Origin of the sequence: Xanthobacter sediminis, assembly GCF_043195015.1 — a bacterium.
In the GTDB taxonomy this organism is placed as follows: domain Bacteria; phylum Pseudomonadota; class Alphaproteobacteria; order Rhizobiales; family Xanthobacteraceae; genus Xanthobacter.
Window position 1 is genome coordinate 1 of the sequence record NZ_JBAFWH010000017.1, and the last position, 25,788, is coordinate 25,788.

34 protein-coding genes and 1 pseudogene are annotated in these 25,788 nt (G+C 61.4%); 23 read left to right on the forward strand and 12 right to left on the reverse strand.

What is annotated here, in order from left to right; all coding sequences use genetic code 11:
- Positions 1-75 precede the first annotated feature (75 nt).
- The 8 genes and pseudogenes from parA to V5F61_RS21270 all read left to right on the forward strand — a co-directional run bounded on the left by parA (position 76) and on the right by V5F61_RS21270 (position 5,694).
- Positions 76-729, forward strand: a complete 654-nt coding sequence (parA, locus tag V5F61_RS17745) for a ParA family partition ATPase (RefSeq protein WP_393990048.1) — start codon at positions 76-78, stop codon at positions 727-729.
- Positions 726-977, forward strand: coding sequence for a hypothetical protein (locus tag V5F61_RS17750; protein ID WP_393990049.1), 252 nt, complete (start codon positions 726-728; stop codon positions 975-977). Before parA ends, V5F61_RS17750 begins: the two co-directional genes overlap by 4 nt.
- Positions 974-1,495, forward strand: a complete 522-nt coding sequence (locus tag V5F61_RS17755) for a DUF2840 domain-containing protein (protein WP_393990050.1) — start codon at positions 974-976, stop codon at positions 1,493-1,495. The genes V5F61_RS17750 and V5F61_RS17755 overlap by 4 nt, the downstream gene beginning before the upstream one ends.
- A complete protein-coding gene (locus V5F61_RS17760) occupies positions 1,492-2,037 on the forward strand; it encodes a S26 family signal peptidase (protein ID WP_393990051.1) in 546 nt (181 codons plus the stop codon). Before V5F61_RS17755 ends, V5F61_RS17760 begins: the two co-directional genes overlap by 4 nt.
- Positions 2,038-2,083: 46 nt before the next feature.
- Entirely contained in the window at positions 2,084-2,419 is a 336-nt protein-coding gene (locus V5F61_RS17765; RefSeq protein ID WP_393990052.1) for a DUF736 domain-containing protein, read from the forward strand.
- A gap of 4 nt (positions 2,420-2,423) precedes the next feature.
- Positions 2,424-3,353, forward strand: coding sequence for a lytic transglycosylase domain-containing protein (locus V5F61_RS17770; protein WP_393990053.1), 930 nt, complete (start codon positions 2,424-2,426; stop codon positions 3,351-3,353).
- Between the two features lie 289 nt (positions 3,354-3,642).
- A pseudogene (locus V5F61_RS21265) lies at positions 3,643-4,275 on the forward strand (hypothetical protein); the annotation flags it as partial.
- Between the two features lie 264 nt (positions 4,276-4,539).
- Positions 4,540-5,694, forward strand: coding sequence for a DUF3363 domain-containing protein (locus V5F61_RS21270; protein ID WP_445329456.1), 1,155 nt, complete (start codon positions 4,540-4,542; stop codon positions 5,692-5,694).
- Between the two features lie 18 nt (positions 5,695-5,712).
- Here the strand turns inward: V5F61_RS21270 and V5F61_RS17780 are convergent, their stop codons facing one another.
- Entirely contained in the window at positions 5,713-6,612 is a 900-nt protein-coding gene (locus tag V5F61_RS17780; RefSeq protein ID WP_393990055.1) for a LysR substrate-binding domain-containing protein, read from the reverse strand.
- A 165-nt stretch (positions 6,613-6,777) separates the two neighbouring features.
- On the opposite strand from V5F61_RS17780, the gene V5F61_RS17785 reads away from it, so the two are divergent.
- From V5F61_RS17785 to V5F61_RS17795, 3 genes are read left to right on the forward strand one after another with little or no spacing between them, the layout of a single operon-like run.
- A complete protein-coding gene (locus tag V5F61_RS17785; protein WP_234050591.1) occupies positions 6,778-7,323 on the forward strand; it encodes a sugar ABC transporter in 546 nt (181 codons plus the stop codon).
- 6 nt (positions 7,324-7,329) lie between these two features.
- Positions 7,330-7,656 (forward strand): hypothetical protein, encoded by a 327-nt coding sequence (locus V5F61_RS17790; RefSeq protein ID WP_393990056.1) that lies wholly within the window; start codon positions 7,330-7,332, stop codon positions 7,654-7,656.
- Between the two features lie 21 nt (positions 7,657-7,677).
- Positions 7,678-8,514 (forward strand): MBL fold metallo-hydrolase, encoded by an 837-nt coding sequence (locus V5F61_RS17795; RefSeq protein ID WP_393990057.1) that lies wholly within the window; start codon positions 7,678-7,680, stop codon positions 8,512-8,514.
- 332 nt (positions 8,515-8,846) lie between these two features.
- Here the strand turns inward: V5F61_RS17795 and V5F61_RS17800 are convergent, their stop codons facing one another.
- From V5F61_RS17800 to V5F61_RS17825, 6 genes are all read right to left on the reverse strand, one after another.
- Positions 8,847-9,569, reverse strand: coding sequence for an SDR family oxidoreductase (locus tag V5F61_RS17800; RefSeq protein ID WP_393990058.1), 723 nt, complete (start codon positions 9,567-9,569; stop codon positions 8,847-8,849).
- 184 nt (positions 9,570-9,753) lie between these two features.
- Positions 9,754-10,173: a FosX/FosE/FosI family fosfomycin resistance hydrolase gene (fosX, locus tag V5F61_RS17805; RefSeq protein WP_234050587.1), complete on the reverse strand. Its 420-nt coding sequence runs from the start codon at positions 10,171-10,173 to the stop codon at positions 9,754-9,756.
- A gap of 211 nt (positions 10,174-10,384) precedes the next feature.
- Positions 10,385-10,840: a PaaI family thioesterase gene (locus V5F61_RS17810; protein ID WP_234050586.1), complete on the reverse strand. Its 456-nt coding sequence runs from the start codon at positions 10,838-10,840 to the stop codon at positions 10,385-10,387.
- A complete protein-coding gene (locus tag V5F61_RS17815; RefSeq protein WP_234050585.1) occupies positions 10,806-11,738 on the reverse strand; it encodes a helix-turn-helix domain-containing protein in 933 nt (310 codons plus the stop codon). The genes V5F61_RS17810 and V5F61_RS17815 overlap by 35 nt, the downstream gene beginning before the upstream one ends.
- Positions 11,739-11,743: 5 nt before the next feature.
- Complete coding sequence (locus tag V5F61_RS17820) at positions 11,744-12,163, reverse strand: DUF2267 domain-containing protein (RefSeq protein ID WP_393990059.1); 420 nt, start codon at positions 12,161-12,163, stop codon at positions 11,744-11,746.
- A gap of 73 nt (positions 12,164-12,236) precedes the next feature.
- Entirely contained in the window at positions 12,237-13,091 is an 855-nt protein-coding gene (locus V5F61_RS17825) for a LysR family transcriptional regulator (RefSeq protein WP_393990060.1), read from the reverse strand.
- A gap of 137 nt (positions 13,092-13,228) precedes the next feature.
- Between V5F61_RS17825 and V5F61_RS17830 the strand changes: the two genes are divergently transcribed.
- A complete protein-coding gene (locus tag V5F61_RS17830) occupies positions 13,229-14,125 on the forward strand; it encodes a DMT family transporter (RefSeq protein ID WP_393990061.1) in 897 nt (298 codons plus the stop codon).
- A gap of 67 nt (positions 14,126-14,192) precedes the next feature.
- On the opposite strand, the gene V5F61_RS17835 is transcribed toward V5F61_RS17830, so the two are convergent.
- On the reverse strand, positions 14,193-14,861 hold the full coding sequence (locus tag V5F61_RS17835) for a TetR/AcrR family transcriptional regulator (protein WP_393990062.1): 669 nt from the start codon (positions 14,859-14,861) through the stop codon (positions 14,193-14,195).
- A 332-nt stretch (positions 14,862-15,193) separates the two neighbouring features.
- On the opposite strand from V5F61_RS17835, the gene V5F61_RS17840 reads away from it, so the two are divergent.
- Positions 15,194-16,108 carry an alpha/beta hydrolase gene (locus V5F61_RS17840; RefSeq protein ID WP_393990063.1) on the forward strand — a complete coding sequence of 305 codons (915 nt, stop codon included), beginning with the start codon at positions 15,194-15,196 and terminating at the stop codon, positions 16,106-16,108.
- Between the two features lie 96 nt (positions 16,109-16,204).
- On the opposite strand, the gene V5F61_RS17845 is transcribed toward V5F61_RS17840, so the two are convergent.
- The gene (locus tag V5F61_RS17845; protein WP_393990064.1) at positions 16,205-16,732 is read right to left on the reverse strand and encodes a transposase; all 528 of its coding nucleotides are present in this window, start codon (positions 16,730-16,732) and stop codon (positions 16,205-16,207) included.
- A gap of 276 nt (positions 16,733-17,008) precedes the next feature.
- Between V5F61_RS17845 and V5F61_RS17850 the strand changes: the two genes are divergently transcribed.
- The 3 genes from V5F61_RS17850 to V5F61_RS17860 all read left to right on the forward strand — a co-directional run bounded on the left by V5F61_RS17850 (position 17,009) and on the right by V5F61_RS17860 (position 19,563).
- Positions 17,009-17,305: a hypothetical protein gene (locus V5F61_RS17850; RefSeq protein ID WP_234050578.1), complete on the forward strand. Its 297-nt coding sequence runs from the start codon at positions 17,009-17,011 to the stop codon at positions 17,303-17,305.
- A gap of 19 nt (positions 17,306-17,324) precedes the next feature.
- Entirely contained in the window at positions 17,325-18,569 is a 1,245-nt protein-coding gene (locus V5F61_RS17855; RefSeq protein WP_234050577.1) for a M24 family metallopeptidase, read from the forward strand.
- A gap of 103 nt (positions 18,570-18,672) precedes the next feature.
- Complete coding sequence (locus V5F61_RS17860) at positions 18,673-19,563, forward strand: LysR family transcriptional regulator (RefSeq protein ID WP_234050576.1); 891 nt, start codon at positions 18,673-18,675, stop codon at positions 19,561-19,563.
- Here V5F61_RS17860 and V5F61_RS17865 read toward each other — a convergent pair.
- Positions 19,546-19,767, reverse strand: a complete 222-nt coding sequence (locus V5F61_RS17865; protein ID WP_393990065.1) for a helix-turn-helix domain-containing protein — start codon at positions 19,765-19,767, stop codon at positions 19,546-19,548. The two genes, V5F61_RS17860 and V5F61_RS17865, sit on opposite strands and share 18 nt — an antisense overlap.
- 72 nt (positions 19,768-19,839) lie before the next feature.
- Entirely contained in the window at positions 19,840-20,103 is a 264-nt protein-coding gene (locus tag V5F61_RS17870; protein WP_234050574.1) for a helix-turn-helix domain-containing protein, read from the reverse strand.
- A 107-nt stretch (positions 20,104-20,210) separates the two neighbouring features.
- Between V5F61_RS17870 and V5F61_RS17875 the strand changes: the two genes are divergently transcribed.
- The 3 genes from V5F61_RS17875 (at position 20,211) to V5F61_RS17885 (ending at position 23,061) form a co-directional block, all read left to right on the forward strand.
- Positions 20,211-20,510 (forward strand): DNA -binding domain-containing protein, encoded by a 300-nt coding sequence (locus V5F61_RS17875; RefSeq protein ID WP_393990066.1) that lies wholly within the window; start codon positions 20,211-20,213, stop codon positions 20,508-20,510.
- Between the two features lie 116 nt (positions 20,511-20,626).
- Positions 20,627-22,618 carry a conjugal transfer protein TraG gene (locus tag V5F61_RS17880; RefSeq protein WP_393990067.1) on the forward strand — a complete coding sequence of 664 codons (1,992 nt, stop codon included), beginning with the start codon at positions 20,627-20,629 and terminating at the stop codon, positions 22,616-22,618.
- A gap of 11 nt (positions 22,619-22,629) precedes the next feature.
- On the forward strand, positions 22,630-23,061 hold the full coding sequence (locus V5F61_RS17885; protein ID WP_393990068.1) for a ribbon-helix-helix domain-containing protein: 432 nt from the start codon (positions 22,630-22,632) through the stop codon (positions 23,059-23,061).
- A gap of 29 nt (positions 23,062-23,090) precedes the next feature.
- Here V5F61_RS17885 and V5F61_RS17890 read toward each other — a convergent pair whose 3' ends face one another.
- Entirely contained in the window at positions 23,091-23,372 is a 282-nt protein-coding gene (locus V5F61_RS17890) for a hypothetical protein (protein ID WP_393990069.1), read from the reverse strand.
- A gap of 166 nt (positions 23,373-23,538) precedes the next feature.
- Here V5F61_RS17890 and V5F61_RS17895 point away from each other — a divergent pair, with 166 nt between their 5' ends.
- The 4 genes from V5F61_RS17895 to V5F61_RS17910 all read left to right on the forward strand — a co-directional run bounded on the left by V5F61_RS17895 (position 23,539) and on the right by V5F61_RS17910 (position 25,788).
- A complete protein-coding gene (locus V5F61_RS17895; RefSeq protein WP_393990070.1) occupies positions 23,539-23,994 on the forward strand; it encodes a hypothetical protein in 456 nt (151 codons plus the stop codon).
- Positions 23,995-24,170: 176 nt separating this feature from the next.
- Positions 24,171-25,178, forward strand: coding sequence for a P-type conjugative transfer ATPase TrbB (gene trbB, locus V5F61_RS17900; RefSeq protein ID WP_393990071.1), 1,008 nt, complete (start codon positions 24,171-24,173; stop codon positions 25,176-25,178).
- 35 nt (positions 25,179-25,213) lie between these two features.
- Entirely contained in the window at positions 25,214-25,507 is a 294-nt protein-coding gene (locus tag V5F61_RS17905; RefSeq protein WP_393990097.1) for a TrbC/VirB2 family type IV secretion system protein, read from the forward strand.
- Positions 25,507-25,788 (forward strand): VirB3 family type IV secretion system protein, encoded by a 282-nt coding sequence (locus V5F61_RS17910; protein WP_088871116.1) that lies wholly within the window; start codon positions 25,507-25,509, stop codon positions 25,786-25,788. The genes V5F61_RS17905 and V5F61_RS17910 overlap by 1 nt, the downstream gene beginning before the upstream one ends.

Sequence of the window (25,788 nt, forward strand, 5' to 3'; positions counted from 1 at the left end):
AAGAGAATCTAACTCTTCCTTATTGGCGCGCGCGAAACGCGGTCCTGGTGCCGGTGCCGCCGGAAGGCGGACGCCATGATCATCGCGCTCCTCAATCAGAAGGGTGGCGTCGGCAAGACGACGCTGGCACTGCATCTGGCCGGTGAATGGGCCGGGAGGGGCAAGCGTGTCACCCTGATCGATGCGGACCCGCAGGGTTCGGCGTTGGACTGGTCGCAACAGCGCGCGCGTGAGAACGGCGTCCGGCTGTTCGGCGTCGTTGGTCTGGCGCGCGATACCCTGCACCGGGAAGCGCCGGAGCTGGCACGCGACGCCGATCACATCGTGATCGATGGGCCGCCACGTATTGCCGGGCTGATGCGTTCCGCGTTGCTGGCCGCGGACCTGGTGCTGATCCCGGTGCAACCATCGCCGTTCGACGGCTGGGCCTCGGCCGAGATGCTGGCGCTCGTCGCCGAAGCGCGCATCTACCGGCCGGCCTTGGCGGCGCGCTTCGTCCTCAACCGCTGCGGTGCGCGCACTGTCATCGCCCGTGAGACCGCCGAGACGCTCGCCGATCATGACCCGCCGGTGCTGGCGACAACCATCGGCCAGCGCGTCGTCTTCGCCGATGCCGCACAGTCCGGTCGGCTCGCCTCCGAAATCGATCCCGACAGTCAGGCCGCGCGCGAGATCGCGGCACTCGCTGCGGAGATCGGACGGCTGGTGACGGGAAGGACATTGCCATGAGCGCCCACCCGATCCGTCGCCGTTTTGCGGCCCGGCCCGCTGATCCCGAAAGCTGGATCAAGGCAGCCGACGCCCCGCGTACCGACGAGGAGGCCCGCTTCACCGCGCGGCTGACCATCGACATCACGCCCGAGCTGCGCGGCCGCATCAAGATCGTCGCCTTTCAGCGCGGCATTACCGTCGCCGACATGCTGCGCGATCTGCTCGCGCGCGAATTTCCACCGACCGCCGATGGAGATCGCCCATGACCGGCGCCACCGCTTCCCGTTCATATGTCGGTATCGCACCGCACACCCAGCCCGCCGACGCTTTCACGCAAGTCGAACTAACGCACATCGAGAAGCGGCTCGAGAACTGGATCAGGTTCGGCCGCGAGGTCCGCGAGCGAGTGCTCGACCGCAGCCACCGTGTTTTCTTCTTCCGGCCCTGTAGCCTCTTCGCCTTCGTGCGGTGGGCGTCGAACGACTTCGGCACGATCACGTCACGCATCGACATCGTGCGTGCGGTAGTGCCAGGCGAACCGTTCCAGACGCTGCCCTTCGTGCGTCCCGGCGGCGAGATCCTGCTCAGGATCGAGGGCTGGCCCAAGGTCGAACGCGTGCTTCAGCACATCGACGCCATCGAGGCGATCGGCATCGACGCGACCGAGGTGTCGCCCGATCACTGGCGGCACGTCCACAACCGATTGACCGTTGGACACGAGCCGCGCGCCTACACCGTCGATCAGCACCAGGCGTTTCTGTTGCGCCGGAGGGCCGAACCATGACCCGGTTTGGCTACGTCATGGTGACGTACTTCTCCGTGATGGGCGTTGCCGTCGCATCGTTCATTCCCACGCCGTTGCGCCTCGTCTGGAACGCATCCGCGAGTGTTCCGATCGGCCTTTACGCTCTCGCGCCGACGCCGGACCTGGAGGTCGGTGATCTCGTTGCTGTGCTTCCGGACAAACCGCTCGCCGACTTCATGGTGGAGCGTGGCTATATCGGCCGCGGCGTGCCGCTGTTGAAGCGCGTCATGGCCCTACCGGGACACGAAGTCTGTCGCACCGGGCGCACCATCACGGTCGATCATGTGCCGCTCGGTGACGCGCTCGATCGCGACCGCGCCGGCCGCGATCTGCCGGTCTGGCAAGGGTGCCGGACGGTCGCGCAAGACGCGTTCTTCCTGATGAACCCGAACGTGCCCGACAGTCTGGACGGCCGCTACTTCGGCCCGATCCCGGCGCGCACCGTCATCGGCAAGGCGACACCGATCTACACCGACGAGGAGGGCGACGGTCATTTCGTCTGGCGTGCCCCGACACGGTGAGTGCTGCACCACCGTTCACCCCACCACCAGTTCATGGAGGTTCTACATGCCGCAAATCGGCGAGTTCACGCGCGAAACCACCGGCTTTGTCGGGCGCGTCCACACCTTCACGCTCTTCCGCGAGATCACTATCGTTCCGGCAGAGCCGTCCGATGCCGACAACGCGCCGGACTACCGCGTCCACAACGGCAACGAGGAAGGGCCGGAGATCGGCGCGGGCTGGAAGCGTACAGGCGAACGGGCCGGGGATTACATCGCGCTCGTCATCGATGACCCGGCTTTGCCGCAACCGATCCGCGCGAACCTGTTTCGTGACGACGACAGTGGCGCATCCTGGTCGCTGCATTGGAACCGTGCCCCAAAGCGCGGCGAGCGGGAGTGACAACATGCGACCCGTCAGCCGGCGCGCGAGCGCGATCCTATTGCGATCGGTCATCCCTTTGTTCGCGGTAAAGCCGTCTCATCCCTTCGTCCCGCTCGACGACCGGTCGGCCGGCGCGCGCAGCGAAGGTCAAGGGCGATCGAAGATCGGCGCATTGCGCGCACCCTTGACGGCAGCGAGCACGCTGGCAGGCTGGTGTCGCAGTGGAAAAGGCGCGCCTGTTCGAATGGCGGTCATTCTTCTCTCGGGCATGCTTTACGGCGTTGCGATCCCGGCGATGGCGCTGGCGCAGCCTCTGCCTGTCGTCCAACCGTCATCGCGCGATCCCTATGGCGATCACATCGCCGAGGCGGCGCAGCGCTTCGAGCTTCCCGCCATCTGGATTCGCGCGGTGATGCGCGTCGAGAGCGACGGTGATCCACGTGCCACCTCGCCCAAAGGGGCGATCGGGCTGATGCAGATCATGCCGGAGACCTGGGCCGAGCTGCGCGCGCGTTACCGCCTGGGCGATGATCCCTATGACCCGCACGACAACATCGTGGCGGGAGCGGCCTACATCCGAGAACTGTTCGACCGCTACGGTTCGCCGGAGTGGATCTCGGCCTACAACGCCGGTCCCGGGCGCTACGAGGAGGCGCTGAAGGGCCGACCGCTTCCGCCAGAGACCCGCGCTTATGTCGCCGCCCTCGCGCCGATCATCCGCGGCAACGAGACCACCGGCGAGGACATGATCGCGTCCGCCGATCCGCCCTCCTGGACCCGTGCTCCGCTTTTCGTCGTGCAGCCTTTGAGCAAGGCGACGGTCCCTCCCGTGCAATCCGACGAGCACAAGGACGACATTCCACAGGCAGTCGACGTGCGTGATCTCTCCGCCATCGTGCCGCAGTCGGTCAGTCTGTTCGTTGCACGAGTGGGCACGGGACGGCAGCCATGAGTCTCGCGGTCGAGCCGGATGCGCAAGCGACTTCGGTGTGCAGAGGATGGCGCTGGCGTCAGTCACATCTTTGGAGAGGAGGGGCAGAACGGAAAGGCAGGCGGGAGGGCAAGATTAAAGCGGACGGCACCCCATGGGGCCGATCCGCAGGGCAAGCCCTTGTCTGCACACTGTGTGGGACGGCACCGTCGCCGGACCGCCATGGTGCCGTGACGCGTGAAAAAGCCCGCATTTCCTGCGTTTCTCGTGGCACTCCTGTCCGCAATCGGCAGTTTCAGGCGGATCGGCCATGAGCGGCGATGACGAAAACCGCTTCCGGCCGAAGCCTGGCCGCGTCCGATCTGACGGCGCGAAAGCTGGACAGGCCAAGAGCTTCCTCAGCAAGGTGCGGAAGGTCACGCGCCAGCAGCAGGCGGCGTCCGGCCGAAGCCGGTCGGCAAAGGACAGCGGCCTTGGGCGGGCGGCGAAAAACAGGAGCGTTGTCGCTTCTGGCCGGGGCGTGCAGCGCGGACGCGGCGCGGCCTTCGTGCGCGCCCGCAACCTATCGAACGGCTGGAGCCATCGCCAGCCCGGCAGCCGCCGCGTCATCGTCAAATCCCGGTCCGTCCGGGGCGCGGGCCGGAACGGCAAGGCCGCCGCCCATCTGCGCTACATCCAGCGCGACGGCACGTCCCGCGATGGCGAGCACGACCAACTCTATTCCGCCACCGAGGATCACGCCAACGGCGGCGCCTTCCTCGATCGCGGCAAGGATGATCGCCATCAGTTCCGTTTCATCGTCTCGCCCGAGGACGCCGCCGATCTCGCTGACCTCACCGGCCATATCCGCGAGTTGATGGCGCAAATGGAAGCCGACCTCGGCACCAAGCTCGATTGGGTCGCGGTCAATCACCACAACACCGGCCACCCGCATGTGCATATCATCGTCAACGGCCGCGACGATCTCCGCGAGGATCTCGTCATCAACGGCGACTATCTCGCCAATGGCATCCGCGAGCGCGCGAGCGAACTGGCAACGCTGGAACTCGGCCCCGTCACCGAGATCGAACTGCGCCGCAAGCTGATGGCGGAAATCGATCAGGATCGCTTCACCCGCATCGATCGGGCGATGATCGACGAGGCGGACGGCCAGTTCCTCGACCTGCGCCCCGAGCCGGGCGATTTCTCGGGGCAGTCGGATCGCACCATGCGGCTGCGCCGGCTCGGCAAACTGGGCGACATGGGCCTCGCCACCGAACATGCGTCTGGCGTCTGGGAGTTGAGCGAGAGGCTGGAGTCGACCCTGCGCGGGATGGGCGAGCGCGGCGACATCATCCGCACCATGCAGAAGGTGCTCCGGGCCGACGGCGCCGAGCGCGACCCGATGAGTTTTCAGATTCACGATGACGCGCCCGCGACGCTGATCGTCGGCCGCGTCATCGACAAGCATCTCACCGACGAGTTGGGCGAGAACCTGACGCTGCTGATCGATGGCATCGACGGACGCACGCACCATGTCTCCGGCGTCGACCCGGCGCGGGTCGAGGACGCCCACATCGGCAGCATCATCGAGATCGGGCCGGCGGAGAGCACCGGCCGCCCATCCGATCGCGCCATCGCCGGCATGGTCGAAGACGGCCTCTATCGGCCGAGCCGCCATCTTGAGCAGGCGCGGTTCGAAGGGCGTGTGCCGAACGGCGATTATGAGGGCTTCGTCGATGCCCATGTCCGTCGGCTGGAGGCGTTGCGCCGCGCCGGGATCACCGAGCGGATCGACGCCGATCATTGGCGCATCCCGGCAGATTTCGAGGCACGCGCCGCCGTCTATGATGCCGGGCGTAGTACCCGCGCCAATATCCGCGTCCTTTCCGCTTTCGACCTCGAACGCCAAATTGGATCAGACGGTGCAACATGGCTCGACCGGCGGCTGGTGGGCGCGGGGGAGTCGGATCTGTCAGCGTCAGGGTTCGGCGAACAGGTGCGCGAGGCGATGGATCGCCGCCGTGAAGATCATATCGAGCATGGCGATGCCGCTCCTCAGCCGGATGGCAGGATCGCGTATCGGCGCAACCTGATCGCCACGCTTCAGGAGCGCGAAGTCGCCCGCGCGGGCGAGGAGCTGGTGGCCAAGAAATCGCTGCCGTTTCGTGCCGCTGCCGACGGTGAAACCGTCACGGGCACCTTCACCGGGACCACGCAGCTATCTAGCGGTAAGTTCGCGATCGTCGAGAAGTCCCACGAGTTCACCCTTGTCCCGTGGCGGCCGGCCATCGACCGCCAGCTTGGTCGCGAGGTGTCGGGCATCGTCCGTGGCGGATCGGTTTCGTGGCAATTGGGGCGGCAGCGAGATTTAGGCGTTTGATGGTTCCGCTGGCCGTCTTCATCTCTCTGCAGTCGATGATCGAGCTTCATTGAGAAGCCAATCTGCAAATGCGTGAAGCGGTCCTTCGCTCAGCCGCATCGCCTCCGGCATGACGAGGCAAAAGGTCTTTGAGATCGACGTTCCCTCCGGCCAAGGCGCGACCAGCCGACCGTCTGCAATTTCCGCTTCGACATAGAGACGCGGCACCAGCGCGACCCCGAGGCCAGCGAGTGCGGCCTCGATCAGCATGGCGTGGAGGTCATGGCGCGCGCCGATCGCCGGGTTGGTCAGTGTGATTCCAGTCTCTTCGGCATAGAGCTGCCAGGCGTCCGGGTTCTGACGGCGATGGAGGCGCGGCAGTCTGTCGAGAGCTGTCGCCGGGTCCTGCCGCGCGATGAGCGCCGGATGGCAGACAGGAACCAGTACCTCGTGCAGCAGGCGGTGTGTCCGCATCCCCGTCCAGGCTGGGTGCTCGAAATGGATGGCGGCGTCGAACCCGCTACCGGAGAGAATGAACGGTTCCATCCGCTCGGCGAGATGCACGGTGATATTCGGATGCCGTTCCTGAAACCGCTTCAGACGCGGAATGAGCCAGCGGGTCGCAAACGTCGGCAGGGTCGCGATGTCGAGGCTCGCGCCGTCCTCCGGCTGGCCCATCAGATAGTGACTGTCGCGTTCCAGCCGGTCGAGCGTCTCGCGAACCTGCGCCGCATAACGTTCGCCGTTCGGCCGGAGCCGCACGCGATTCCCGACCCGCTCGAACAGTAGGATGCCGAGAAAGGCCTCCAGCCGGCTGATCTGGCGGCTGATCGCGCCTTCAGTCAGGGCCAACTCGTCGGCCGCCCGCGCGAAGCTGCCGTGACGGGCCGCCGCCTCGAACGCCATGAGCGCGGAATGACTGGGAATTTTGCGGCGCATAGGCGTCTCCACGGAATGATCGAAATGTGACCCTCCGAACCATGACTTATAGTCACTGAAGGATGATCCGATATCGCTATATAGCCGAGGATCGCACGCCTAACATGATCAAATATCAATGATAGGCAAGCCGGTCGCCTCCCACGCCCGGCCAAGGATGGTCCGATGATTTACACGGTGGAATGCAGCTTCGCCGATCCCGACAGCGAGGCGGAGTGGAACGACTTCTACAGCCTGGACAAGCTGCCGGCGCTCATCTCGGTGAGCGGCTTTCACACATCGCAGCGGCTCAAGGCACTGAGCGGCGGCTGCCCCGTCTATCTCGCGCTGCACACGATCGACGGCCACGACGTGCTGACAGGCGAGGAATACCGCCAGAAGGGCGGCGGCAATTTCGCGCGCTGGCAACAGCACATCACCGATTGGCACCGCAATCTCTATGACGGCCTGGACCGGGCGTTGGCTGTGGGGGCTGACGAAGTGCTGGTGGTGAGCGCCACCGGCCCGCAATCATTGATCGGGTTGGGCTTGACGCCATCCGCCATGCAGGCGGTCGAGCTGGAGAAGTTTCCGGCTCAACGCTGGCTCGCCAAGATGGACCGCACCCGGCTGCCGGCAATCGATCGGCTGCCGGACGACGTTCATGTCTATGAAGCGATGACAGCGCAGTTGACCAAGGGCGATGACAGTGCCGCCGGGCAGGGGCGCTAGATCGCGATGCCCAATGTCACGATCTTCTTGCCCGCGGACGCCATGCCGTCGGACACGCTGCTCTCGGATTTGACCGACCGCTGCACCGAGCTTTGCACCGGCACTCTCCGAGCAGAGCTCGACAACGTGCATGTCATCTACGTTCCGGTTCGGCACGGTCGCGGCCATTCGGTCTTCGTGGACATCCGCTACCGGCTCACCGCGTCCCGCACGCCGCCAGTCATGGAGCACTTCATGGAAGAACTCGACAGCGCCATCCGGCGCGCGACCGGCTTCACCGCCCGTATCCGTTGCTTCGGCTATGCGGCCGCAAGCCTGCACGCCCGCAACTGATCCACGCTTTGGAGATACGCGATGTCGCTTTCGATTTTTCCCACCCGGCAGATTGGCGATGTCGCTATCACCGCAATCAGCGATGGGTATCTGACCGCCAACCTCGATCTTCTCTCGAACATCGACCCAGCCGATGCGCTTCGAATGCAACGCGACGCGGGAGCACAAGAACCGGCTGCCATCCACATCAACTGCTATCTGATCCGTAGCCATGGCCGCACCGTGCTGATCGATGCCGGTGCCGGCGGAATCAAACACTGGGGCGGCAAGCTGGTGACAAATCTGCTACGCGCGGGCGTCGATCCCTCCGCCATCGATGCGATCCTGCTGACCCATGCTCATCCCGATCATATCGGCGGGTTGATGCGGACGTCTGGACAGGCTGCGTTCCCCAATGCTGAGCTTGTCGTCCACGAAAGCGAAGTCGCGTTCTGGCGAGACGACGGCAATTTGGCCCGCGCCAGCGAGCGAGCGCGGGGAAACTTCCTCGTCGCGCGTCGAGCGTTTGACGGCTACCGCGACAGGCTGCGCACCTTCGAGAGCGGCGAGGTAATGCCCTGCATCACGGCGATACCGTTGCCGGGACATTCGGCGGGACATTCGGGCTATCGGCTCGACTCGGGCGACGAAAGCCTGCTGGTCTGGGGCGACATCGTTCATTTCCCGCAGATTCAGGTTCCGCACCCGGAGGTGTCGATCGCGTTCGATCAGGACGCGATACTCGCAACCGCGACACGATTGAGGCTGCTGGACTGTGTGGCGGCCGACCGAATCCTGATCGCCGGCATGCACCTCGCCGAACCCGGCTTCGCGCGGATCACACGAACGGCTTCCGGCTATTCGGTCGCTTATGAATGAGCGTATGGAGCCTTGATCGAGGGCCGTGTCCGATGAAGAGTAGCAGGCTGAACGAGGTGTGTGAGACGACTTCAGGGACGCTCGGCGAAAAATCACCCGCGAGCAACTTCGCAGCGTTCCGCCCGTTTCCCTCCACCACGCCGTCGTCGTCGCGGAAATCGCGTCCGGCATCGCACGACCCGATGCTGCCATGCGCGCGGCGGGCGCAACAACGGATGGAGCAGAAGCCCGATCGGCCAAGACCGGATCATCGCACCGCACCACGCGACGATGCCGGGCAAAGCCGGTTGCGGGCCTTCGATGTCTCTCTGGGAATTTCATCAGTGGCGAGATCACCGGCCACCGAGACTCCCACCTCCGTCAACGGCCAGAACCTGACCGGTGATGAAACTCGCCTCTTCCGACAACAGAAAGCAGATCGCGACTGCAACCTCGGCCGGAGTTCCCAATCGTCCCATCGGAACCGACGACAGGACTTGCTGTTCGGCCTCGCTGCCAATCGGGCGGGTCTTGCGGAAGAGCTCTGTTTCGATCGGACCGGGCGCGACGGCATTGGCGGTGATGCCAAAAGTTGCAAGCTCGAGCGCCCATGTGCGTGTACAGCCGACGAGGGCCGCTTTGGCGGCTGCATAGGCGGTTCGATCGCGTGCCCCATGGATCGCCCGGCTGCAAATGTTGACGATACGCCCGTAGTTTCTGGCTTTCATGCCCGAGACGAGTATTTGCGTGGCTTGGATAGCGGCGCGAACGTTCAGGTCCATTACAGCCTGCAACGCGATCATGTCTATGCTACCGAGCGGTTGGGGGGAGGCGATGCCGGCATTGTTGACGATGCCGCCGATCTCGAACTCCTCGGATATGCGTGACAGCACCTCATCTGTCTGCCTCGTCTCGGTGAGATCGCAGCCCAAGAGCGTTCCCGGGAACGAAACGTCTTCGACATTGCGCGCGATCCCCACGACATGATGCCCGCGCTTGGTGAGCATATCCGAGACGGCCCTGCCGATACCTCTTGTCGCACCCGTTACGAGAATGGGAGGACGCGCCTGCGTCAAGGTAGGGCTCTTTCAGACCGCGAATGTCCGCCACGGCAATCACCGGCGGGCTCCGCTGGGGAATGGACATTTTCGCGACACGGGACAAAGCCCTTGTCCTGGCGAGTTGGTGCCCCAATAGGGGATTGGAACCATGGCCCTGCGGCTAGCACCGGAGGCAACAAAAGGGACTGCCGGATCACTGCTAACGGCCCTCCGAATAGCGCTTCAAGCGTTCATCAAGCGTTCCGGTGTGAAGTTCGAACATGTGGTTGTCGTCGCCGTAGAAATAAATCGATTGCCCTTCACCCGGTACACGCGATCGTCCTTCTCGAACTTCCAGGCCGAGCGAGTAAACACGTTGTAAATATTCGTCATATTCTTGATTTGAAATCTTGAATGCGACATGGTTGTACGTTCGCGATGGAAGCGGGTCTCCTTCCATCGTTGCGACCCATACGGGTTCAGCACCTTCTCCGATGAGGAAAAATCTCTCTCTGGACAAAGAGAATGTTTCCGCATCGCTATCATAAATCATTCGGGCATCGAAAATACGTTCGAGAATAACCTGCATGCGATCGAGGTCGCGGACGATGAATGTCATGTGACTGAGGCCCTGAACCAAGATTGTGCTCCCGGATGAGTGTGATGTTTTGGTGGAGATCCTTGTAGAACGCAGTGGATGCTCGATCCGAAGACTGCAGGTGCCGTGAGTTGGCCTTGTTCGGGTGGACCTCGATGGCGTGGCATCGCTCGCTCGCCCGAGGCCTGTGTTCGCGGCCCGCTCACCCATCGCCTCTCCCGTTGCAGGAGCTTGCGAAGCGTAGACCCCAAGCCTAATGGGCTATGCCCTCTCGATCAAAAAGCGCCATTAACGTCCCAGTCATCGTCGCGACGAGCTTTTCCTGCGTGCCCCGAACGGCATATGCCTGAGCATCGCAAACTGTAATGGTACGACCTGGCCTGAGTACGTGCGCCCGAAAAAGAAAATGGTCGCCTTGAGCCGGCGCAACCAGATTTATCTTGAATTCAACGGTCAACACCGCCGCGTCCTCAGGCATGAGCGAGTAGGCAGCATACCCACACGCCGAATCGAGGGCGGTTGCAATGACACCCGCATGCACAAAACCGTGCTGTTGAGCATATTCCGTCGAAAAAGGCATGCTGAGCTCGATTTCGCCAGCCGACAGGCTCACGATTTGAACCCCCAAGGTTGCCATCGCATTCTGGCGCTTAAACCCAGCCAGAACGCGTGCCTCAAAATTCGGGTCTTTTGGATTGAATTGAGTCATCGGATACCTCGTCGGCCGTCGTGGAATTCGCAACGACGAGATTTATCCGGCCTTGCAGATTTGGGTCTTGGAAAAATCGGACAACACTCTCGGTTAGTTGCTTTCGCGCCAAAAAGCGGAACTGCCTCGGTGACAAGCCCGTGTGGCGTCTCACCTCCGCCGACAGATGAGCCTGATCGTAGTAGCCGACCTTGAGAGCTATGGAGGCCAGATTGTCTTGCTCAAACGCAATTTCGTGCAGAGCAGCCTCCAGGCGTTGGACCGCAAGATATTGTTTGGGCGGAAGCCCGACGCATTTCCGGAAATGCCGCTGAACGGACCTCGGAGCGATACCACACTCGTCGGCAAAAGATGCCACGCGAGCGCGTTGGGCCAAAGCCGTCCGTGACAATTGACGATCGGGCAACATGGCGACACATGCATCTGGTTGCAGCCAAAGCTTTAGATAATCGATCCAGGCGTCAAGCGCGGAAACGATGGAAGCTGCCTCCCTCTCCGGCCCGATCATCGCAGCGAATTGCTCGGAGAGGCGAGTGAGTGAGGCTTCATTCAGAGTCACGTCATGGATCTGGCTGCGCACTCCCGCAATCCAGCCATGAAATTCGCGCTGCCTCGGTCGCCGACCGAAACGAGGGGAAAGTTGAACTGCCTTCCATTCCGTTACCGGACGAGAACCACCCGTCCTTTCACTCTGACACCTGTGAACGAGTGCGATTTCGGAGAACGATGAGGCGAATAGACTGCCATCGGCGCGGATCAGACCGCCACAGTCCTGCAAGATGAAAAGATGATCGATAAAGGAGCGATGCCGTGCGGTCGGCTGGAGCTCCGCATAGAACGCTCGACTCTTATCACCCCATTGAGCGAGACGGTTGTAAGGCTCATTTTTGACAGGCATTACGCTCAGACATCCCAAAATTCCGCAGCCCTTGGCGGCAATGAGGCGAGCACGCGATCGAATTCTCGTTCGTCGATGCAACTTCGTAAGGCGACCGCTACATCTCGAATGCATGTTGCGGGAGAAAAGTTATGGTCCTTGCGTAAGGACTGTGCTTCTCGGGTCATGACTGAACGATCCTCGAATGGCGCCTGCACCTCATCCACGTTCCAATCAGCGACGAAAATTGCTCGCAAGATCGGTGGGAGCACGCCCGCGAACCGAATTGCGTCCTTCAATGTGAGTCGTCGCCGAAAGGCATAGAGCACCCCTTGTACAGTCGTGTAAGCCTGATTGCGCGTGGCGAGCTCTGTCTGCTCAATGAGCTTACAAAGAAAACGATCGAAATCCTCCGACGCATGCTGATATTCGATCGGCCGCGGCATTTAGACATTCCTCCTGCTGACAATATGATACCGGGATGCATCGACTCGTCGTCGATTATCGCTTTGGATCAGGTTACAACTCGCTGCCACAAGCGAATATGGCCTCTCTAACGCTGACAACATGGGTATTCGATAGATCAGGACGCCAACGCAGACCAATGCTCCGGGACAGGTCTACGTCTGCAAACGGCACGGCTACGATGTCACCACCTGCGAAGCTTCGCGGGGCGATGACTATGCCCATTCCCTGTTCAACCAGCTTTAATGCCAGGTCGTCTCGATCCGCCCTCGCAACCACACGAAGCTTGATACCGGCGGACTGGAGCTTCCCGCTTCTCAGTTCGCACGAAGTTCGCAGGATGATGTTTTCGTTGACCAGATCGGTGATACAGATCGTCTCCCGTTGGGCCAGTCGGTGATGCCGCGCGACCAGAACGTCGAAAGGTTCCTGCCAAAGAATCTGCGCGGTCTCGGATGGCCTTTCGATCGATGTCCACGCGATATCAATGCGTCCTTGCGCAAGCCACTTGCCGACCTCCGCATTCGTTCCCTCACGGGCTTTCCAAACGGGAGAAGGGGAGCGCATGAGATAGCCGAGGACGGTCGCGACATCGTCGCTGGCGAGCGTTCGGAGAACGCCGATCCGCATGGCAGCGGGCGATTGTCCGCCTTCGGCTATGCTGGCGCGCGCGACGTCGCACCGGTCCAGAATGTCCTTCGCATGTTCATAAAATAACAGAGCCTGTTGGGTTGGGACGATGCGCTGCTTACCACCGGAACGATCGAACAACGGCGAACCAAGATCGTCTTGAAGGGCCTTCAGGCCTGCCGAAAGGGCAGGTTGCGAGATGTGCAGGCGTTCGGACGCGGCGGTGACGGACCGACTCTCGACCACCGCACAGAAAAATCTGAGCTGCTGGAGCTTCATGCCGCATGCCCCCTGTCGCTTCGACATCGAGGCAATATAGAAAAATTCGATTTGGAAGGCCACAAAAAATGAATTTCTCTTATTTAGGTGACGACGGTTAGGTTCGCACCAGTTCAGGATTTCGTTCGAGGTGCGACGTGACGGCTGAGTTGGGCACGCGAATAAAAACTCATGCCCGGCTGCCGGGGATCCTCTATGCCGGTGGCGTGGTCATCTTGTTTTCGGGCTTCGTCGTGGTGTCCCGTATGGGATTCTCGACCGCCCTCACCTTGCCCGATATAGCCGCGCTGCGCTTCGGAATTGGCGGGTTGATCCTGTCTCCGATCCTGATGCGCCATGGCCTGAATGGCTTGCGCCTTAGCGAGGCCGTCGCACTGGCGGTCTTGGGAGGGTTGGGGTTCGCCCTGTTTGCCTATGCCGGATTCGCGCTCGCGCCGGCGGCGCACGGCGCGGTGTTACTGCACGGCACCTTGTCCTTGACGACGGCCTTTCTGATTTTCACCTTCGACGGAAAAGCACCGAGCCGAGGACGGAGCATGAGCCTTGCGGTCATCGTTTCCGGCATCGCGGTTATGGCCTGGGACGGCTTCGCGAACGCTTCCTCCTCGTTGTTGATCGGCGATGCCTGTCTGTTGCTCGCGTCCGGATGCTGGTCCGGTTATGGTCTTTATGTCAGGCGTCTGGGGCTACCGGCCATCGGAGCGGCCGCGATGGTCGCGGTCTTTTCCGCATTAATGTTCCTGCCGATCTATGTGCTTCTGCCCGGCAAGATGCTGTTGAAGGCACAATGGCCGGAGCTTCTCTTGCAGGGGGCGTTCCAGGGTATTTTGGTCGGTGCTATTTCGATCTTTGTTTACACACGCGCCGTAACTTTGCTGGGAGCAAGTCGGGTTTCTCTTTTCACCGCAACCGTTCCAGTCATCACTCTTCTTGCTGCCTTCATCCTGCTTGGTGAAGTACCGAGCGCCTTTAGTTCGATTGGCGTGATGCTCGTTACGGCAGGAATGTTGATCGCATTAAGATATTCGGATTGACGCACCTGTTATCCTTCGCAACGGCGCATCGCTCGCACGGTTCGTCAGATTCCTCCTTCGGGCGGTCTCACTTGTCGATCTCTTCCGACCTCACTTTCAGTTCCGTGTCTGCAAGAACGAGCTTCAGCATATAACGATGAGCTTCAAGAAACCGTGCAGGTTCGATTGGATCGAGGTGGGCAAAGATCATCTGCCAGACGAGCGCCATGACCATAGGGCCAATGAGAGCTTCCGGCGTCTCGGTCAGCGGCGATGGTGCTATTTCACCGCGCGCGATGCCTCGCTCGATGGCTCGATGTAGTATCTCACGCCCATGGCACACCAGAAGCTGATGGTAGAGTTTTGAGATGACCGGAAATCGTCGCCCCTCGGAGATGATGATCCTTGCTAATAATTCGACATCGGATGTGAAGACGGTCGCATACAAACGCTCGATGAGTAGCGTCAGAAGATCGAAGGTCGAGCCCTCGTAGGAAACGACCACCTGCCGCAGTGTCTCGAAAGCCGGAGCGATGCCCGACGATAACGCCGCTTCAAAGAGCGCGTCCTTACTGTCGAAATAGCGATAGATCGTGCCCTTGACGATGCCGGCACGTATAGCAACGTCTTCTAGTCGGGTCGCCTCGAACCCATGTTCCGCGAATTCGGCCAGACCGGCAGCGATGATTTCCTGGGGGCGCGCCTCCTTGCGTCGCCGTCGTCCTTTCCCCGCCGGCGAAGGTGCTTGCTCACTCATTGATCCTATTTCGTCCCTTGCAGCCCGATATCTGACGGCATCCAAGCGTATGCCGAGAGGCATCATTATCAATTAATGACCTATGAGTCACTATTTCGTTGACGGGCGGCAGAGGTGTCGATAATGACTTTCCGGTCATTATTTTCCCGGTCCGCAGCGCCGCTTGCGAGAGTCTGTCCGGAAAATCGTGATCAAGGCGACTCCTATGCCCGCAAGTCCCTAGTTTGATCTCTCAGAAAAGCGCCTTGTTTCTGTCAGGTCTTTTGAAACGGTGAACTTTCTATGTTTCATCCGCGCGCATGCTAGGTCCTGAGAGAATTTGAGATCCGTCGATGATTTTATTCCATTCGCTGCGATTTATTCCGCTTTTTGCTGCTATCGCCACCAATGTCGCCGCCGCTCCGCTGCACCACACACTTAAGCGGTCAGACGGTTCGAACATCGACTGGTATCTCGACCGTCAGCACCCTTCCGATCGACAGGGTATCCTGGTGATCGCACAGGGGTCGGGCTGCGGGTCGGTCGAAAACAACCGGAATGTCGAGGTGGCGAAAGGTTTGCGCCCCGATTTCGCAGTTCTTACGGTCGAGAAATATGGAGTGGAGCCAGGCGACATCCAAGAAGGTCCGGACGATTGTTCGCCAGCCTTCTGGGCCAAACACACGATCAGCCAGCGAGTGCGCGACTATCGTACCGTCATAGATGCCCTGAAGACCGAACGGTGGTGGAATGGGCAACTCGTCCTGTTCGGTGGGTCCGAGGGCGGGGCGGTAGTTCAAATACTTGCCGCCGACGTGAATGCGAACGCAACTGTGATCTTCTCATCCGCAACTGGCATTCCGTTCCGAGACGCTTTTGTTCAGACTCTGCCGGCAGGAATGGCAGCAGAGGCGCAAGCACAAATCGAAAACGCGCTCCGCGACCCGCTTAGCACTGCGAGATGGGGTGGGAATTCGTATCGCTGGTGGGCAGATATCGCTGATCGGCCATTATGGCAGGATGCGCTCAAAGCCTCTGGATTCCTGCTGGTCGTCCAAGGCGTCCGTGACAAGTCGAATCCCATCTCCTCGGCAAGAGCTTTCCGCGAAGCGTTCGCAGCAAGAACCAATCTCACTTATTGGGAATACGAGGACTATGACCATGCGATGATCGATAGCGCCAGGATATCGCATCTTACTCAGGTATTTTCGAGAATCTCAAATTGGCTCAGCCTGAAGCTTAGCGCGAAGACGCCGGCAGAGCAGTAAGCATCAGCCCAACAGCGCACATACCGAGATCGGTCATATCGCCGGCATCTTGCGAATCTAAGAGCCTATCCCATAAAATTTGAAGGTATCCATTTTTCATGTACACCTCATGATGGTCGTGCGAGCCGTCTGACCATCAGTATGACGGCGGCGGCGTAGAGGAGGGCTCTCGCGCTTTCGGTTGTGGCCTCCAAGTCCTTTGCCAGCCTGCGACATCTTCCGAGCGAGGCGAATTCGCTCCACGCCCCAACGTAGGGGCAGTACGACGAAGCCAACTTGATCGGCGATTTTGCGCACGATTTCCACGCTGGCGTAGACTTTTGAGATAAAGGGGTAAAATCGTCTTGCAACCTCGATCACGGGACCGCCCGAGTCCCGGCCTTGAATATCGGCTGCATGCGCTTCGCTGAACAGCCGCCGCCCGCCGGTGTCGACTAGATTGGACGGCTTGCGGCCCTTGATCTTTTGGCCGCCGTCATAGCCGCACGGCCCGCCGGCTTCGGTCGTCTTGACGCTTTGGCTATCCATGATCGCCGCCGTCGGGTGCGCATCACGCCTGCATCGCTGGCGGTAACGCTCGACCAGAGCAAAGTTGATCTTCTCAAAGATCGCCTCATCCCTCATCCAGCATCTTCGGAGAATTCTGCCAACCTGATAGCGATGATTTCTTTGGGGGGGCACCTCTTTGCGTCGCCGTCGTCCTGCCACCGCGGGCGGGGGCGCTTGCTCATTGATCCTATTTCCTCCCTCTGACCGCACATTCGGGGGGGCATTCCAAAACGAATCCGCACAAGCCAGACTTATCTAATAATGACTCTTGGGTCACTAATTTGTTGACGGCACCCTCGGGCTCGATTAATGACTTGAGAGTCACTAATTAACTTGCCTTGAGGTGCACCCATGCCAGTCGATGGAATCTACCAAATCACGGTCAAGACACCGCTCGGACCACAAGATGCGCAAATGACGCTCCGTGCTGAGGGAACGGATCTGTCTGGCTTTATCGAAAACGCCAAAGGTCGATCCGAATTTTCCGGCGGAACCGTTGATGGAGCGGAGTTCCGATTTTCGGCCCGCATCGGCACGCCGATCGGACGCGTGCACGCCGACATCCAAGGAAGAGTGGACGGCGATCAACTGAGCGCCACAGCGAAACTTCCGCTTGGCACAGCCGATATCCAAGGCGCTCGGATCTGATCGTTGCGAAAGGAAAATTATGTCCGCTATTGTTCCGACCTATTCTTTCGCAGAACGCGATCGCCGCTGGTCTCTCGCCAACATGCTCATGGAAGAGCGCGGCCTCGACGCCCTGCTCATTTATGGGGATCGCGAGGGAGCGTTTCCCGCTTTCTATGCCCCCGACGCATGGTTCACCAACGAGCGTCCCGGCTCGATCGTCATCGTCCCGAAGGGCGAAGAACCCATCGTCATTGTTTTCCTGGTGACGGTCATTGAGGATCACATCCAGGCAGCGACGACCGGCCACAAGAGCTGGATCAGGTCCGAGAATATCTATGCCGGGAAGATGGGGTCCAACGTCGTCGAGATCATCGAAGATAGAGGCCTTGCGAGGTGCAAGTTCGGTGTCGTCGGCCTGGAACCTTATCCGCCATATTATTTCGATGGTGTAGTTCCCTATAATACGTGGAAGGGAATTGTCGAAGATTTACCGGATGCGCGTTTCGAAGCCGTCGGCAATGACTTCTTCGCCCGCACGGCCGCCAAGAGCGCCGAAGAAATCGCCGTCCTCAAGTGGTCGGCCGGTGTCGGTGAGAAGATGTGCGCCTCGATGCGCGATGCGACCCGACCGGGTGTCGGCGAGCATGAAATCTATGCAGCCGCTCTCGGCACAGCCGCCAGCAATATCGGCTATTGCGGCCAGATTCTACTCGGCTCCGGGCCAGAGTTCGTCGGATGGGGGCAACCGGCATGGCTCTATCGACCGCAGTTGCCGCGCACCATCCGAGAAGGCGATGTCGTCCTGTCTGAGGTCTTCTCATCGTTCGGCATGCTTGAAACCCAGCATCAGCCGGCGATCGCCGTCGGCAACGTACATTCTGACTTCCACGACGCCGCCGCTTTGGCGCGTGCTTCCTATGAGGCGGGTGTCAAGGCCCTTAGGGTCGGAGCGATCTTTGCGGATGTCGTAGAGGCGATGCGGGCACCAATGCGAGAGCAGTCTTGTTGGCAGGTACATCCCCTCATTCATTCGCTGACACCGTACACGATGATTGGAGCGGGAGAACGCCTCGCTGATCTCTCCGAAATGGCGCGCTACGGCAAGGTGTTGCCGATCCCCTCAATGGGTACTGACCGGGTGCTTGAAGCGGGAATGGTCTTCGCTCTTGAGCCGAACTGCGGCATCGGTCGTCGCATGATCAATCTCGGCGGGACCGTCCTGGTCGGCGAGAACGGCGGTATCGAACTCAACAGTAATTCGACGAGACTGATGCGCGTTTAGTTTGCAACGTAGGGGCAAAGAGTCGCAAACTATGCGGTGGAGAAAATCCAAGCATAATATAAACAGTCGGACGCCGAGCGGAGACCGACTTGATGGCATTCCGTTGACCGCCTTGCGGCAGGCCCTTGTCGTCTCCCACACGCTCAATTTCCACCATGCTGCCGCTGTTCTTGGCGTGACGCAATCCAGTGTCAGCGCCCGGATTAAGGGGCTCGAAGATGCCCTCGGCGTCCTGCTGTTCGAGCGTCGCCATCGCGGAGTGCGCTTGACCGAGGCCGGGCGCCATTTTGTTGCCGGCGTCTCCGCCGGCATCGCGCAACTCGATCACGCGGTGCGAACGGCGGGCGCGATGTTGGATGGAACCGAGGGACGCATTGCAATCGGCGTGCATAGCCCCATCACCGCCGGATTTCTCGCCGATCTTCGTCGCCAGTATCGAGCGACCTATCCCATGATCGAGCAATCTGTGCTGGAGGGCCGGTCTGCGGAGACGATTGCGATGGTTCGCGACGGCAGACTCGACGTCGCCTTCGTCGTCGCAGCCGTGAATGCACCGGATTGCCATTCCCGTCAGTTATGGTGCGAGCCGATGGTGGTTGCAGTGCCGACGGGTCATCCGTTGGGCGAACGCGAGACGATCACCTGGCTTGACCTCGCTGACGAAACCTTTCTCGTCCGGCATGATGGCACTGGCCCCCAAGTGTTCGAGCATGTCGTGCGCCGGATCAGCGAACGGGACCGTTCGCCACGTATCCACCGTTGCGATGTCGCGCGTGACACACTGATGGGTATGGTCGCGGTGGGTGACGGTATCACGCTGACCAGCGAGGCGACGACGCATGTTCCGTTTCCCGGCGTCGTGTTCCGGCTGATCGCCGATGAGACCGAACGGGCGCGATTTAGCGCCGTATGGTCGCCGCACAACCGCAATCCGGCCCTGCTCAATCTGCTTGACCTCGCCGCGCAGATGAGCCGGTCAGCGGGCGCGGTCTGACGCCTTCACCAATTCGCCCGGCTCGACCTTCAGCGCTTGGGCAATCTGTCCCAGCACTGTGACGCTCGCGGATACATCCGCGCGTTCTATCGCGCCGATATAGTGGGCGCTCAGGCGGGCGAGATCGGCCAGCTCTTCTTGCGTCATGTTCCGATCATGACGAATCCGACGCAGATTGACCGACATGACCTCCTTGAGGTCCATGACACGAGAGGAACCAGCGTCGGAATGATCATTCCAGGAACGATCAATCCGATTCTCCATTTGCTGTGGTATTCATTGCGCTGTCGGGGGCGTTTTCGCGACGGCCGGTTCGATCTTCGCGAGGAGATCGTTGGCGGCAATACCGAGGACCGCAGTAATGTCCACGAACTCGACAACATCAATCCGCCGCTCGCCGTTCTCATACTTTGCGACGAACGATTGCGGTTTGCCCAAGGCATCGGCCAACTCGGCTTGTGTCAGACCCTTGGCCTTGCGCGCTTCGACGAGGAGAGATTGCAGCAGGATTTGTCGGGGCGTGCGCAAGGATTTCTGCATTCGGGGCGGCTCTCCGTTGATAAGGGGGAGCCGATCCGGTAATCCTGATTCAGGATTATCCCATTTCGGGATTGTTCTGGACGCTAGGTCCGAGGGAGGGCTGTCCGATGCGGGTGCGACCCGAGCTTGACCCCGATGTCGATGATCTGGCGCCGACCACACCGGAGATCACGATCTACGACGAGGCGCATTTCGTGACCTATCTGCGCCTGCTCGACGCCGAGGCAGATAGTGCCGACTGGCGCGAGGTTGCCCGGATCGTGCTGCATCGCGATCCGGTGGCAGAAAGTGACCGCACGCGCCTTTGCTGGCAAAGTCATATGGCCCGCGCGCAATGGATGATGAAGACCGGCTACCGCAAGATTCTGGAACAGGCGACGGCAGAGGCGCGCTCGGCTCCGCGCTGACCATCCTATTTCTTCGCCATGGTATCCGAAACCTGCACGTTACGGATTTTCTGTTGCTTTTGACCGAAGCGGCTATTCTCTGATCGGCTCCGTCTCTTTTGCTGATTGGAGCCCTTATGTCAGGAAGCCGTGTCCTGTGGGGACAAGTCGCCCTCGTTCTGACGATCGTGTTCACCGCGATCTTGGGCGCGACGGAATGGACAGCGTGGCGGCTCGGCTTTCAGGCGCAGCTTGGGCCACCCTGGTTCGAGGTGGCCGGCTGGCCCTTCTACTATCCGCCGCTCTTCCTCTGGTGGTGGTATTGCTATGACGCCTATGCGCCGCAGATCTTCGTCGAAGGCGCCTGCATCGCGGTGTCGGGCGCGTTGGTCTCGATCGTCGTCGCCATCACGCTGTCGGTGATCCGGGCGCGGGAGGCGAAGAACGTCGCCACCTATGGATCGGCGCGCTGGGCGGAACCGAAGGAAATTCGCGCCGCCGGATTGCTTGGTCCCGATGGCGTGCTGCTCGGCAAGCTGGACAGCGACTATCTCCGCCATGACGGCCCCGAGCATGTGCTGTGCTTCGCGCCGACAAGGAGCGGCAAGGGTGTGGGCCTTGTCGTGCCGACATTGCTGACCTGGCCGGGCAGCACGATCATCCACGACATCAAGGGCGAGAATTGGGGGCTGACCGCCGGCTTCCGGGCAATACACGGCCGCGTGCTGCTGTTCGATCCGACCGATCCCACCTCATCAGCTTATAACCCGCTGCTGGAGGTGCGGTGCGGCGACAAGGAAGTTCGCGACGTGCAGAACATCGCCGACATCCTCGTCGATCCCGAAGGCGCGCTCGACAAGCGCAACCATTGGGAAAAAACCAGCCATTCATTGCTGGTCGGCGCGATCCTGCATGTTCTCTATGCGGAGAAGGACAAGACGCTCGCTGGCGTCGCCAATTTCCTTTCCGATCCGAAGCGCCCCGTCGAGGCGACGTTGCGCGCCATGATGAACACGCCACACCTAGGCGAAGCGGGCGTCCATCCGGTCATTGCGTCGTCGGCGCGCGAGCTGCTGAACAAGAGCGACAACGAACGATCGGGCGTGCTGTCCACCGCCATGTCCTTCCTCGGCCTCTACCGCGATCCTATCGTCGCGAAGGTGACGGCCCGCTGCGACTGGCGCATCGCCGATCTCGTCGCTGGCGAAAAGCCCGTCAGCCTTTATCTCGTCGTCCCGCCCTCCGACATCAACCGCACCAAACCGCTGATCCGCCTGCTGCTCAATCAGGTCGGGCGGCGGTTGACAGAAGACCTAAAGATTTCCGCCAACCGCCAAAGGTTGCTGCTGATGCTGGACGAGTTTCCGGCGCTCGGCCGGCTCGACTTCTTCGAGAGCGCGCTGGCCTTCATGGCGGGCTACGGCATCAAGTCCTTCCTGATCGCGCAATCGCTCAACCAGATCGAGAAGGCATACGGCGCGAACAACAGCGTGCTCGACAATTGCCATGTGCGCGTCGCCTTCGCCACCAATGACGAACGCACCGCCAAGCGGGTATCGGACGCACTCGGCACCGCGACCGAAATGCGCGATTCCACCAACTATGCCGGGCATCGGCTGTCGCCCTGGCTCGGGCATCTCATGGTGTCGCGGCAGGAGACGGCCCGGCCGCTGCTCACCCCCGGCGAGGTGATGCAGCTCCCGCCCGCCGACGAATTGCTACTAGTCGCGGGCGTGCCGCCGGTTCGGGCGAAGAAAGCCCGCTATTACGAGGATGCGCGGTTTCGCGAACGCATCCTGCCGCCGCCGAAGTCGAACACTACGAAGAAGCCGACAACACCGCCGGCCGACGACTGGTCGTCGTTGGCGATTCCTTCCGTCTCGACAGGGACCGCGCACGGAAATGTCGGCAGCACGATCGCCGATTCGGCCAATGCAGGCATCCGCCGCGAACCGGAACTGCCCGAGTACGAAGAGATCACGCCACCCGAACGCCCGGTGGTCGGCGAGTTCGATCTGCTCGACGACGATCCCGATGTGGACGCCGCCAAGGCCAGCCGCCTCCGCCTTCAGGTCACATCGAACGCCCGGCAGGCGACGATGGACCCGGCGGACGGCATCGATTTGTGAGGGCGACGGCCATGCAGACCAAGACCCGCATGAACGTCTATTTCGAGCCGGAGCTGCTGAAGAAGGTCGAGGCGCTGGCGCTCCGCCGCAACATCTCCAAATCGGCCGTGATCGAAGCCGCCGTCGCGTCCTTCCTCTCGGCCGATGCGTCGGAGCGGCTGGAGGCGGTGTTCGCGCGCCGGATGGACCGGATCGGCCGCCAGATCGATGGCCTCGACGAAGACCTCGCCATCCTCGGCGAGACGCTCTCGCTGTTCATCCGCTTCTGGATGACGATCACCCCGCCGCTGCCCGACAGCGCGCATCCATCGGCGCGCGCCAAGGGCACGGAGCGGTTCGAGGGCTTCCTACAATCGCTAGGCCGGAAACTCGCGACCGGCGATCGATTCCTGAGAGAGTTGTCGCGCGACATCGACCCCAACAGGAACAAGGGGCCGGACTAGGCTACCCGGATGTGCGCGACTATTCCGATCTACGCTGGCGGCACACGGTCATCGTCGTCGCGAAGCTGATGCGCATCGGCCGCAATGAGCTTCAAGCCGTAGAGATCCTTCAACATCCCGATCCGTTCGAGTGTCGCCGAGCTGAAGGCGTCCTTGCCTTCAAACGCGTTTAGCAACACGCCTTCCAGCAGATCACCAAGGCTCATGTCCAGATATTCGGCAAGGCCCTTCGCGACCTTGAGAATCCGCTTTTCGATCCGAACGCCGGTCTGGACACGCTCGACCGTCTTCTCGCTCGCCTGAGGCTTCATAGACTTTGACCTCCAATTGGGCGGCGTAGCCGTCCGCCATGCGTGTTGCCTGTCAATGGGCATTGAAGTTATTTTGGTACATTGGTACCAAAAGTGCAAGCGCTGTGCGCGAACGCGACGCCTCCACGATTCAGCCGAAAAATCTCTCGCGAAGGAAACAACCACCATGACCGTCAATGCTCACCCCGACCACGCCGAGATCGTCGAAGTCGGCGAAGGGTTTCTCGCGCGAACCTTCCCGCCCGAGCGCTATCATCACCGCGAACATCTCATTATGGCCGCCTACCTTCTGGTGCGTTATCCCGAACGCAACTGGCGGGCAGAGCTTCCCGATCTGATTCGCGCCTACAATGTCGCGGCGGGCGGTGTGAACGACGACACGCGCGGCTATCATCACACGATGACGATGGCCTTCCTGACCATCGTCGAAGAGGTGCTTGCCGAATCCGGGCGCAACGATGTCGTCGCCGCTTGTCATGCCGTGTTGAACTCGCCGGCGGCCGAGCAGAATATCCTGCTGCGCTTCTGGAGCCGTGATCTGCTATTTTCGCGCGAAGCACGTCTGGATTGGATCGAACCGGATATCAGCAAAATCGATCTGCGCGTTGCGGCGGCTTCGTAACGTTCCTCAGAAGTAACGCGGCGTATCCATCCGGCAGCCAATCCCGCCGATTGCCGCCTTTTCTCGCCGATCCCCGCACGGTTTTCGATAGTTGTTGAACAGGTCCAATTTTAGGCTCTTTTAATCGACCCCGTCTGGGGATCGTCTGACTTCTCCCCGGCGAGATCGGGGATCAGATGGCGGTTTCGCATCACAATACGGAAGGCCTGGCTCGCGGTGCGCGGATGCTGCGTACGGCGCTTGGCCCCGCCATTGCCCGGCTTCTGGAAGATGCCTCCGTCGTCGAGGTGATGCTGAACCCGGACGGGCGCATCTGGATCGACCGGCTCTCCGAGGGGCTGTCCGATACCGGCGAGCGTCTGTCGCCCGCCGATGGCGAACGCATCGTCCGTCTGGTCGCACACCATGTCGGGGCCGAGATCCATGCCGGCGCGCCGCGCGTTTCGGCCGAATTGCCCGAGACGGGGGAGCGGTTTGAGGGCTTGTTGCCGCCCGTGGTCGTCGCGCCCGCCTTCGCCATCCGCAAGCCCGCCGTCGCCGTGTTCACGCTCGACGATTACGTCCGGGCCGGGATCATGTCGGCTGCCCAGGCCAAGGCGTTGCGAGCTGGCGTCACGTCCCGCGCCAACATCCTCGTCGCCGGCGGCACATCGACCGGCAAGACGACGCTGACCAATGCGCTGCTGGCGGAGGTCGCGAAGACATCCGATCGCGTCGTCATCATCGAGGATATGCGCGAACTGCAATGCGCCGCGCCCAACCTCGTCGCGATGCGAACGAAGGACGGCGTCGCCTCGCTCTCCGATCTCGTTCGTTCCTCGCTGCGCCTGCGTCCAGACCGCATCCCGATCGGCGAAGTACGCGGCGCAGAGGCGCTCGACCTTCTGAAAGCCTGGGGCACCGGCCATCCCGGCGGCATCGGCACGATCCACGCCGGCAGCGCCATCGGCGCGCTGCGGCGGATGGAACAGCTCATCCAGGAAGCCGTCGTTACCGCCCCGCGCGCGCTGATCGCCGAGACGATCGACCTCGTCGCCGTGCTCTCCGGCCGTGGCTCCGCCCGCCGGCTCACCGAACTCGCCCGTGTCGATGGCCTTGGTCCGTACGGCGACTACCGCGTCGTGCCCGCCGTCGACGGCGCATTGAACGCGATCAGCACCAACCCGGAAGGAGCAACTCCGTGATCCAAGTCGCATGCCTCGCGCGCCAACGCCTCGCCATGACCGTATCCATCGTCGCGCTCAGCGTGGCGCTGACGGTGCCCGCCTATGCCTCCGGCTCGTCGATGCCGTGGGAACAGCCGCTGCAACAGATCCTCCAGTCGATCGAAGGCCCGGTCGCCAAGATCATCGCCGTCATCATCATTATCACCACCGGCCTGACGCTCGCGTTCGGCGACACCTCGGGTGGCTTCCGCCGCCTGATCCAGATCGTGTTTGGCCTGTCGATCGCGTTTGCCGCCAGCTCGTTCTTCCTCAGCTTCTTCTCGTTCGGCGGCGGGGCGCTGGTCTGATGGCGGGCGTCGGCGACCAGAGCGGCGAAGTGCCGGGTTTCACCGTGCCGGTTCACCGGGCGCTGACCGAGCCGATCCTGCTCGGCGGCGCCCCGCGCGCCATCGCCATCATGAACGGCACGCTCGCCGGCGCGGTCGGTCTCGGCCTGCGCCTCTGGCTGGTCGGCATCGCCATTTGGGCCATCGGCCACCTTGCGGCGGTGTGGGCGGCGAAGCGCGACCCGCTCTTCGTCGAAGTCGGCCGCCGCCATCTGCGCATCCCCGCGCACCTTTCGGTCTGA

Excerpts from the sequence above, each read along its gene's own strand:
- parA (WP_393990048.1), top strand. The coding sequence starts at position 76 with ATGATCATCGCGCTCCTCAATCAGAAGGGTGGCGTCGGCAAGACGACG.
- V5F61_RS17750 (WP_393990049.1), top strand. The coding sequence starts at position 726 with ATGAGCGCCCACCCGATCCGTCGCCGTTTTGCGGCCCGGCCCGCTGAT.
- V5F61_RS17755 (WP_393990050.1), top strand. The coding sequence starts at position 974 with ATGACCGGCGCCACCGCTTCCCGTTCATATGTCGGTATCGCACCGCAC.
- V5F61_RS17760 (WP_393990051.1), top strand. The coding sequence starts at position 1,492 with ATGACCCGGTTTGGCTACGTCATGGTGACGTACTTCTCCGTGATGGGC.
- V5F61_RS17765 (WP_393990052.1), top strand. The coding sequence starts at position 2,084 with ATGCCGCAAATCGGCGAGTTCACGCGCGAAACCACCGGCTTTGTCGGG.
- V5F61_RS17770 (WP_393990053.1), top strand. The coding sequence starts at position 2,424 with ATGCGACCCGTCAGCCGGCGCGCGAGCGCGATCCTATTGCGATCGGTC.
- V5F61_RS21270 (WP_445329456.1), top strand. The coding sequence starts at position 4,540 with ATGCGGCTGCGCCGGCTCGGCAAACTGGGCGACATGGGCCTCGCCACC.
- V5F61_RS17780 (WP_393990055.1), bottom strand. The coding sequence starts at position 6,612 with ATGCGCCGCAAAATTCCCAGTCATTCCGCGCTCATGGCGTTCGAGGCG.
- V5F61_RS17785 (WP_234050591.1), top strand. The coding sequence starts at position 6,778 with ATGATTTACACGGTGGAATGCAGCTTCGCCGATCCCGACAGCGAGGCG.
- V5F61_RS17790 (WP_393990056.1), top strand. The coding sequence starts at position 7,330 with ATGCCCAATGTCACGATCTTCTTGCCCGCGGACGCCATGCCGTCGGAC.
- V5F61_RS17795 (WP_393990057.1), top strand. The coding sequence starts at position 7,678 with ATGTCGCTTTCGATTTTTCCCACCCGGCAGATTGGCGATGTCGCTATC.
- V5F61_RS17810 (WP_234050586.1), bottom strand. The coding sequence starts at position 10,840 with ATGACTCAATTCAATCCAAAAGACCCGAATTTTGAGGCACGCGTTCTG.
- V5F61_RS17815 (WP_234050585.1), bottom strand. The coding sequence starts at position 11,738 with ATGCCTGTCAAAAATGAGCCTTACAACCGTCTCGCTCAATGGGGTGAT.
- V5F61_RS17820 (WP_393990059.1), bottom strand. The coding sequence starts at position 12,163 with ATGCCGCGGCCGATCGAATATCAGCATGCGTCGGAGGATTTCGATCGT.
- V5F61_RS17825 (WP_393990060.1), bottom strand. The coding sequence starts at position 13,091 with ATGAAGCTCCAGCAGCTCAGATTTTTCTGTGCGGTGGTCGAGAGTCGG.
- V5F61_RS17835 (WP_393990062.1), bottom strand. The coding sequence starts at position 14,861 with ATGAGTGAGCAAGCACCTTCGCCGGCGGGGAAAGGACGACGGCGACGC.
- V5F61_RS17840 (WP_393990063.1), top strand. The coding sequence starts at position 15,194 with ATGATTTTATTCCATTCGCTGCGATTTATTCCGCTTTTTGCTGCTATC.
- V5F61_RS17845 (WP_393990064.1), bottom strand. The coding sequence starts at position 16,732 with ATGAGGGATGAGGCGATCTTTGAGAAGATCAACTTTGCTCTGGTCGAG.
- V5F61_RS17850 (WP_234050578.1), top strand. The coding sequence starts at position 17,009 with ATGCCAGTCGATGGAATCTACCAAATCACGGTCAAGACACCGCTCGGA.
- V5F61_RS17855 (WP_234050577.1), top strand. The coding sequence starts at position 17,325 with ATGTCCGCTATTGTTCCGACCTATTCTTTCGCAGAACGCGATCGCCGC.
- V5F61_RS17865 (WP_393990065.1), bottom strand. The coding sequence starts at position 19,767 with ATGGACCTCAAGGAGGTCATGTCGGTCAATCTGCGTCGGATTCGTCAT.
- V5F61_RS17870 (WP_234050574.1), bottom strand. The coding sequence starts at position 20,103 with ATGCAGAAATCCTTGCGCACGCCCCGACAAATCCTGCTGCAATCTCTC.
- V5F61_RS17875 (WP_393990066.1), top strand. The coding sequence starts at position 20,211 with ATGCGGGTGCGACCCGAGCTTGACCCCGATGTCGATGATCTGGCGCCG.
- V5F61_RS17880 (WP_393990067.1), top strand. The coding sequence starts at position 20,627 with ATGTCAGGAAGCCGTGTCCTGTGGGGACAAGTCGCCCTCGTTCTGACG.
- V5F61_RS17885 (WP_393990068.1), top strand. The coding sequence starts at position 22,630 with ATGCAGACCAAGACCCGCATGAACGTCTATTTCGAGCCGGAGCTGCTG.
- V5F61_RS17890 (WP_393990069.1), bottom strand. The coding sequence starts at position 23,372 with ATGAAGCCTCAGGCGAGCGAGAAGACGGTCGAGCGTGTCCAGACCGGC.
- V5F61_RS17895 (WP_393990070.1), top strand. The coding sequence starts at position 23,539 with ATGACCGTCAATGCTCACCCCGACCACGCCGAGATCGTCGAAGTCGGC.
- trbB (WP_393990071.1), top strand. The coding sequence starts at position 24,171 with ATGGCGGTTTCGCATCACAATACGGAAGGCCTGGCTCGCGGTGCGCGG.
- V5F61_RS17905 (WP_393990097.1), top strand. The coding sequence starts at position 25,214 with ATGACCGTATCCATCGTCGCGCTCAGCGTGGCGCTGACGGTGCCCGCC.
- V5F61_RS17910 (WP_088871116.1), top strand. The coding sequence starts at position 25,507 with ATGGCGGGCGTCGGCGACCAGAGCGGCGAAGTGCCGGGTTTCACCGTG.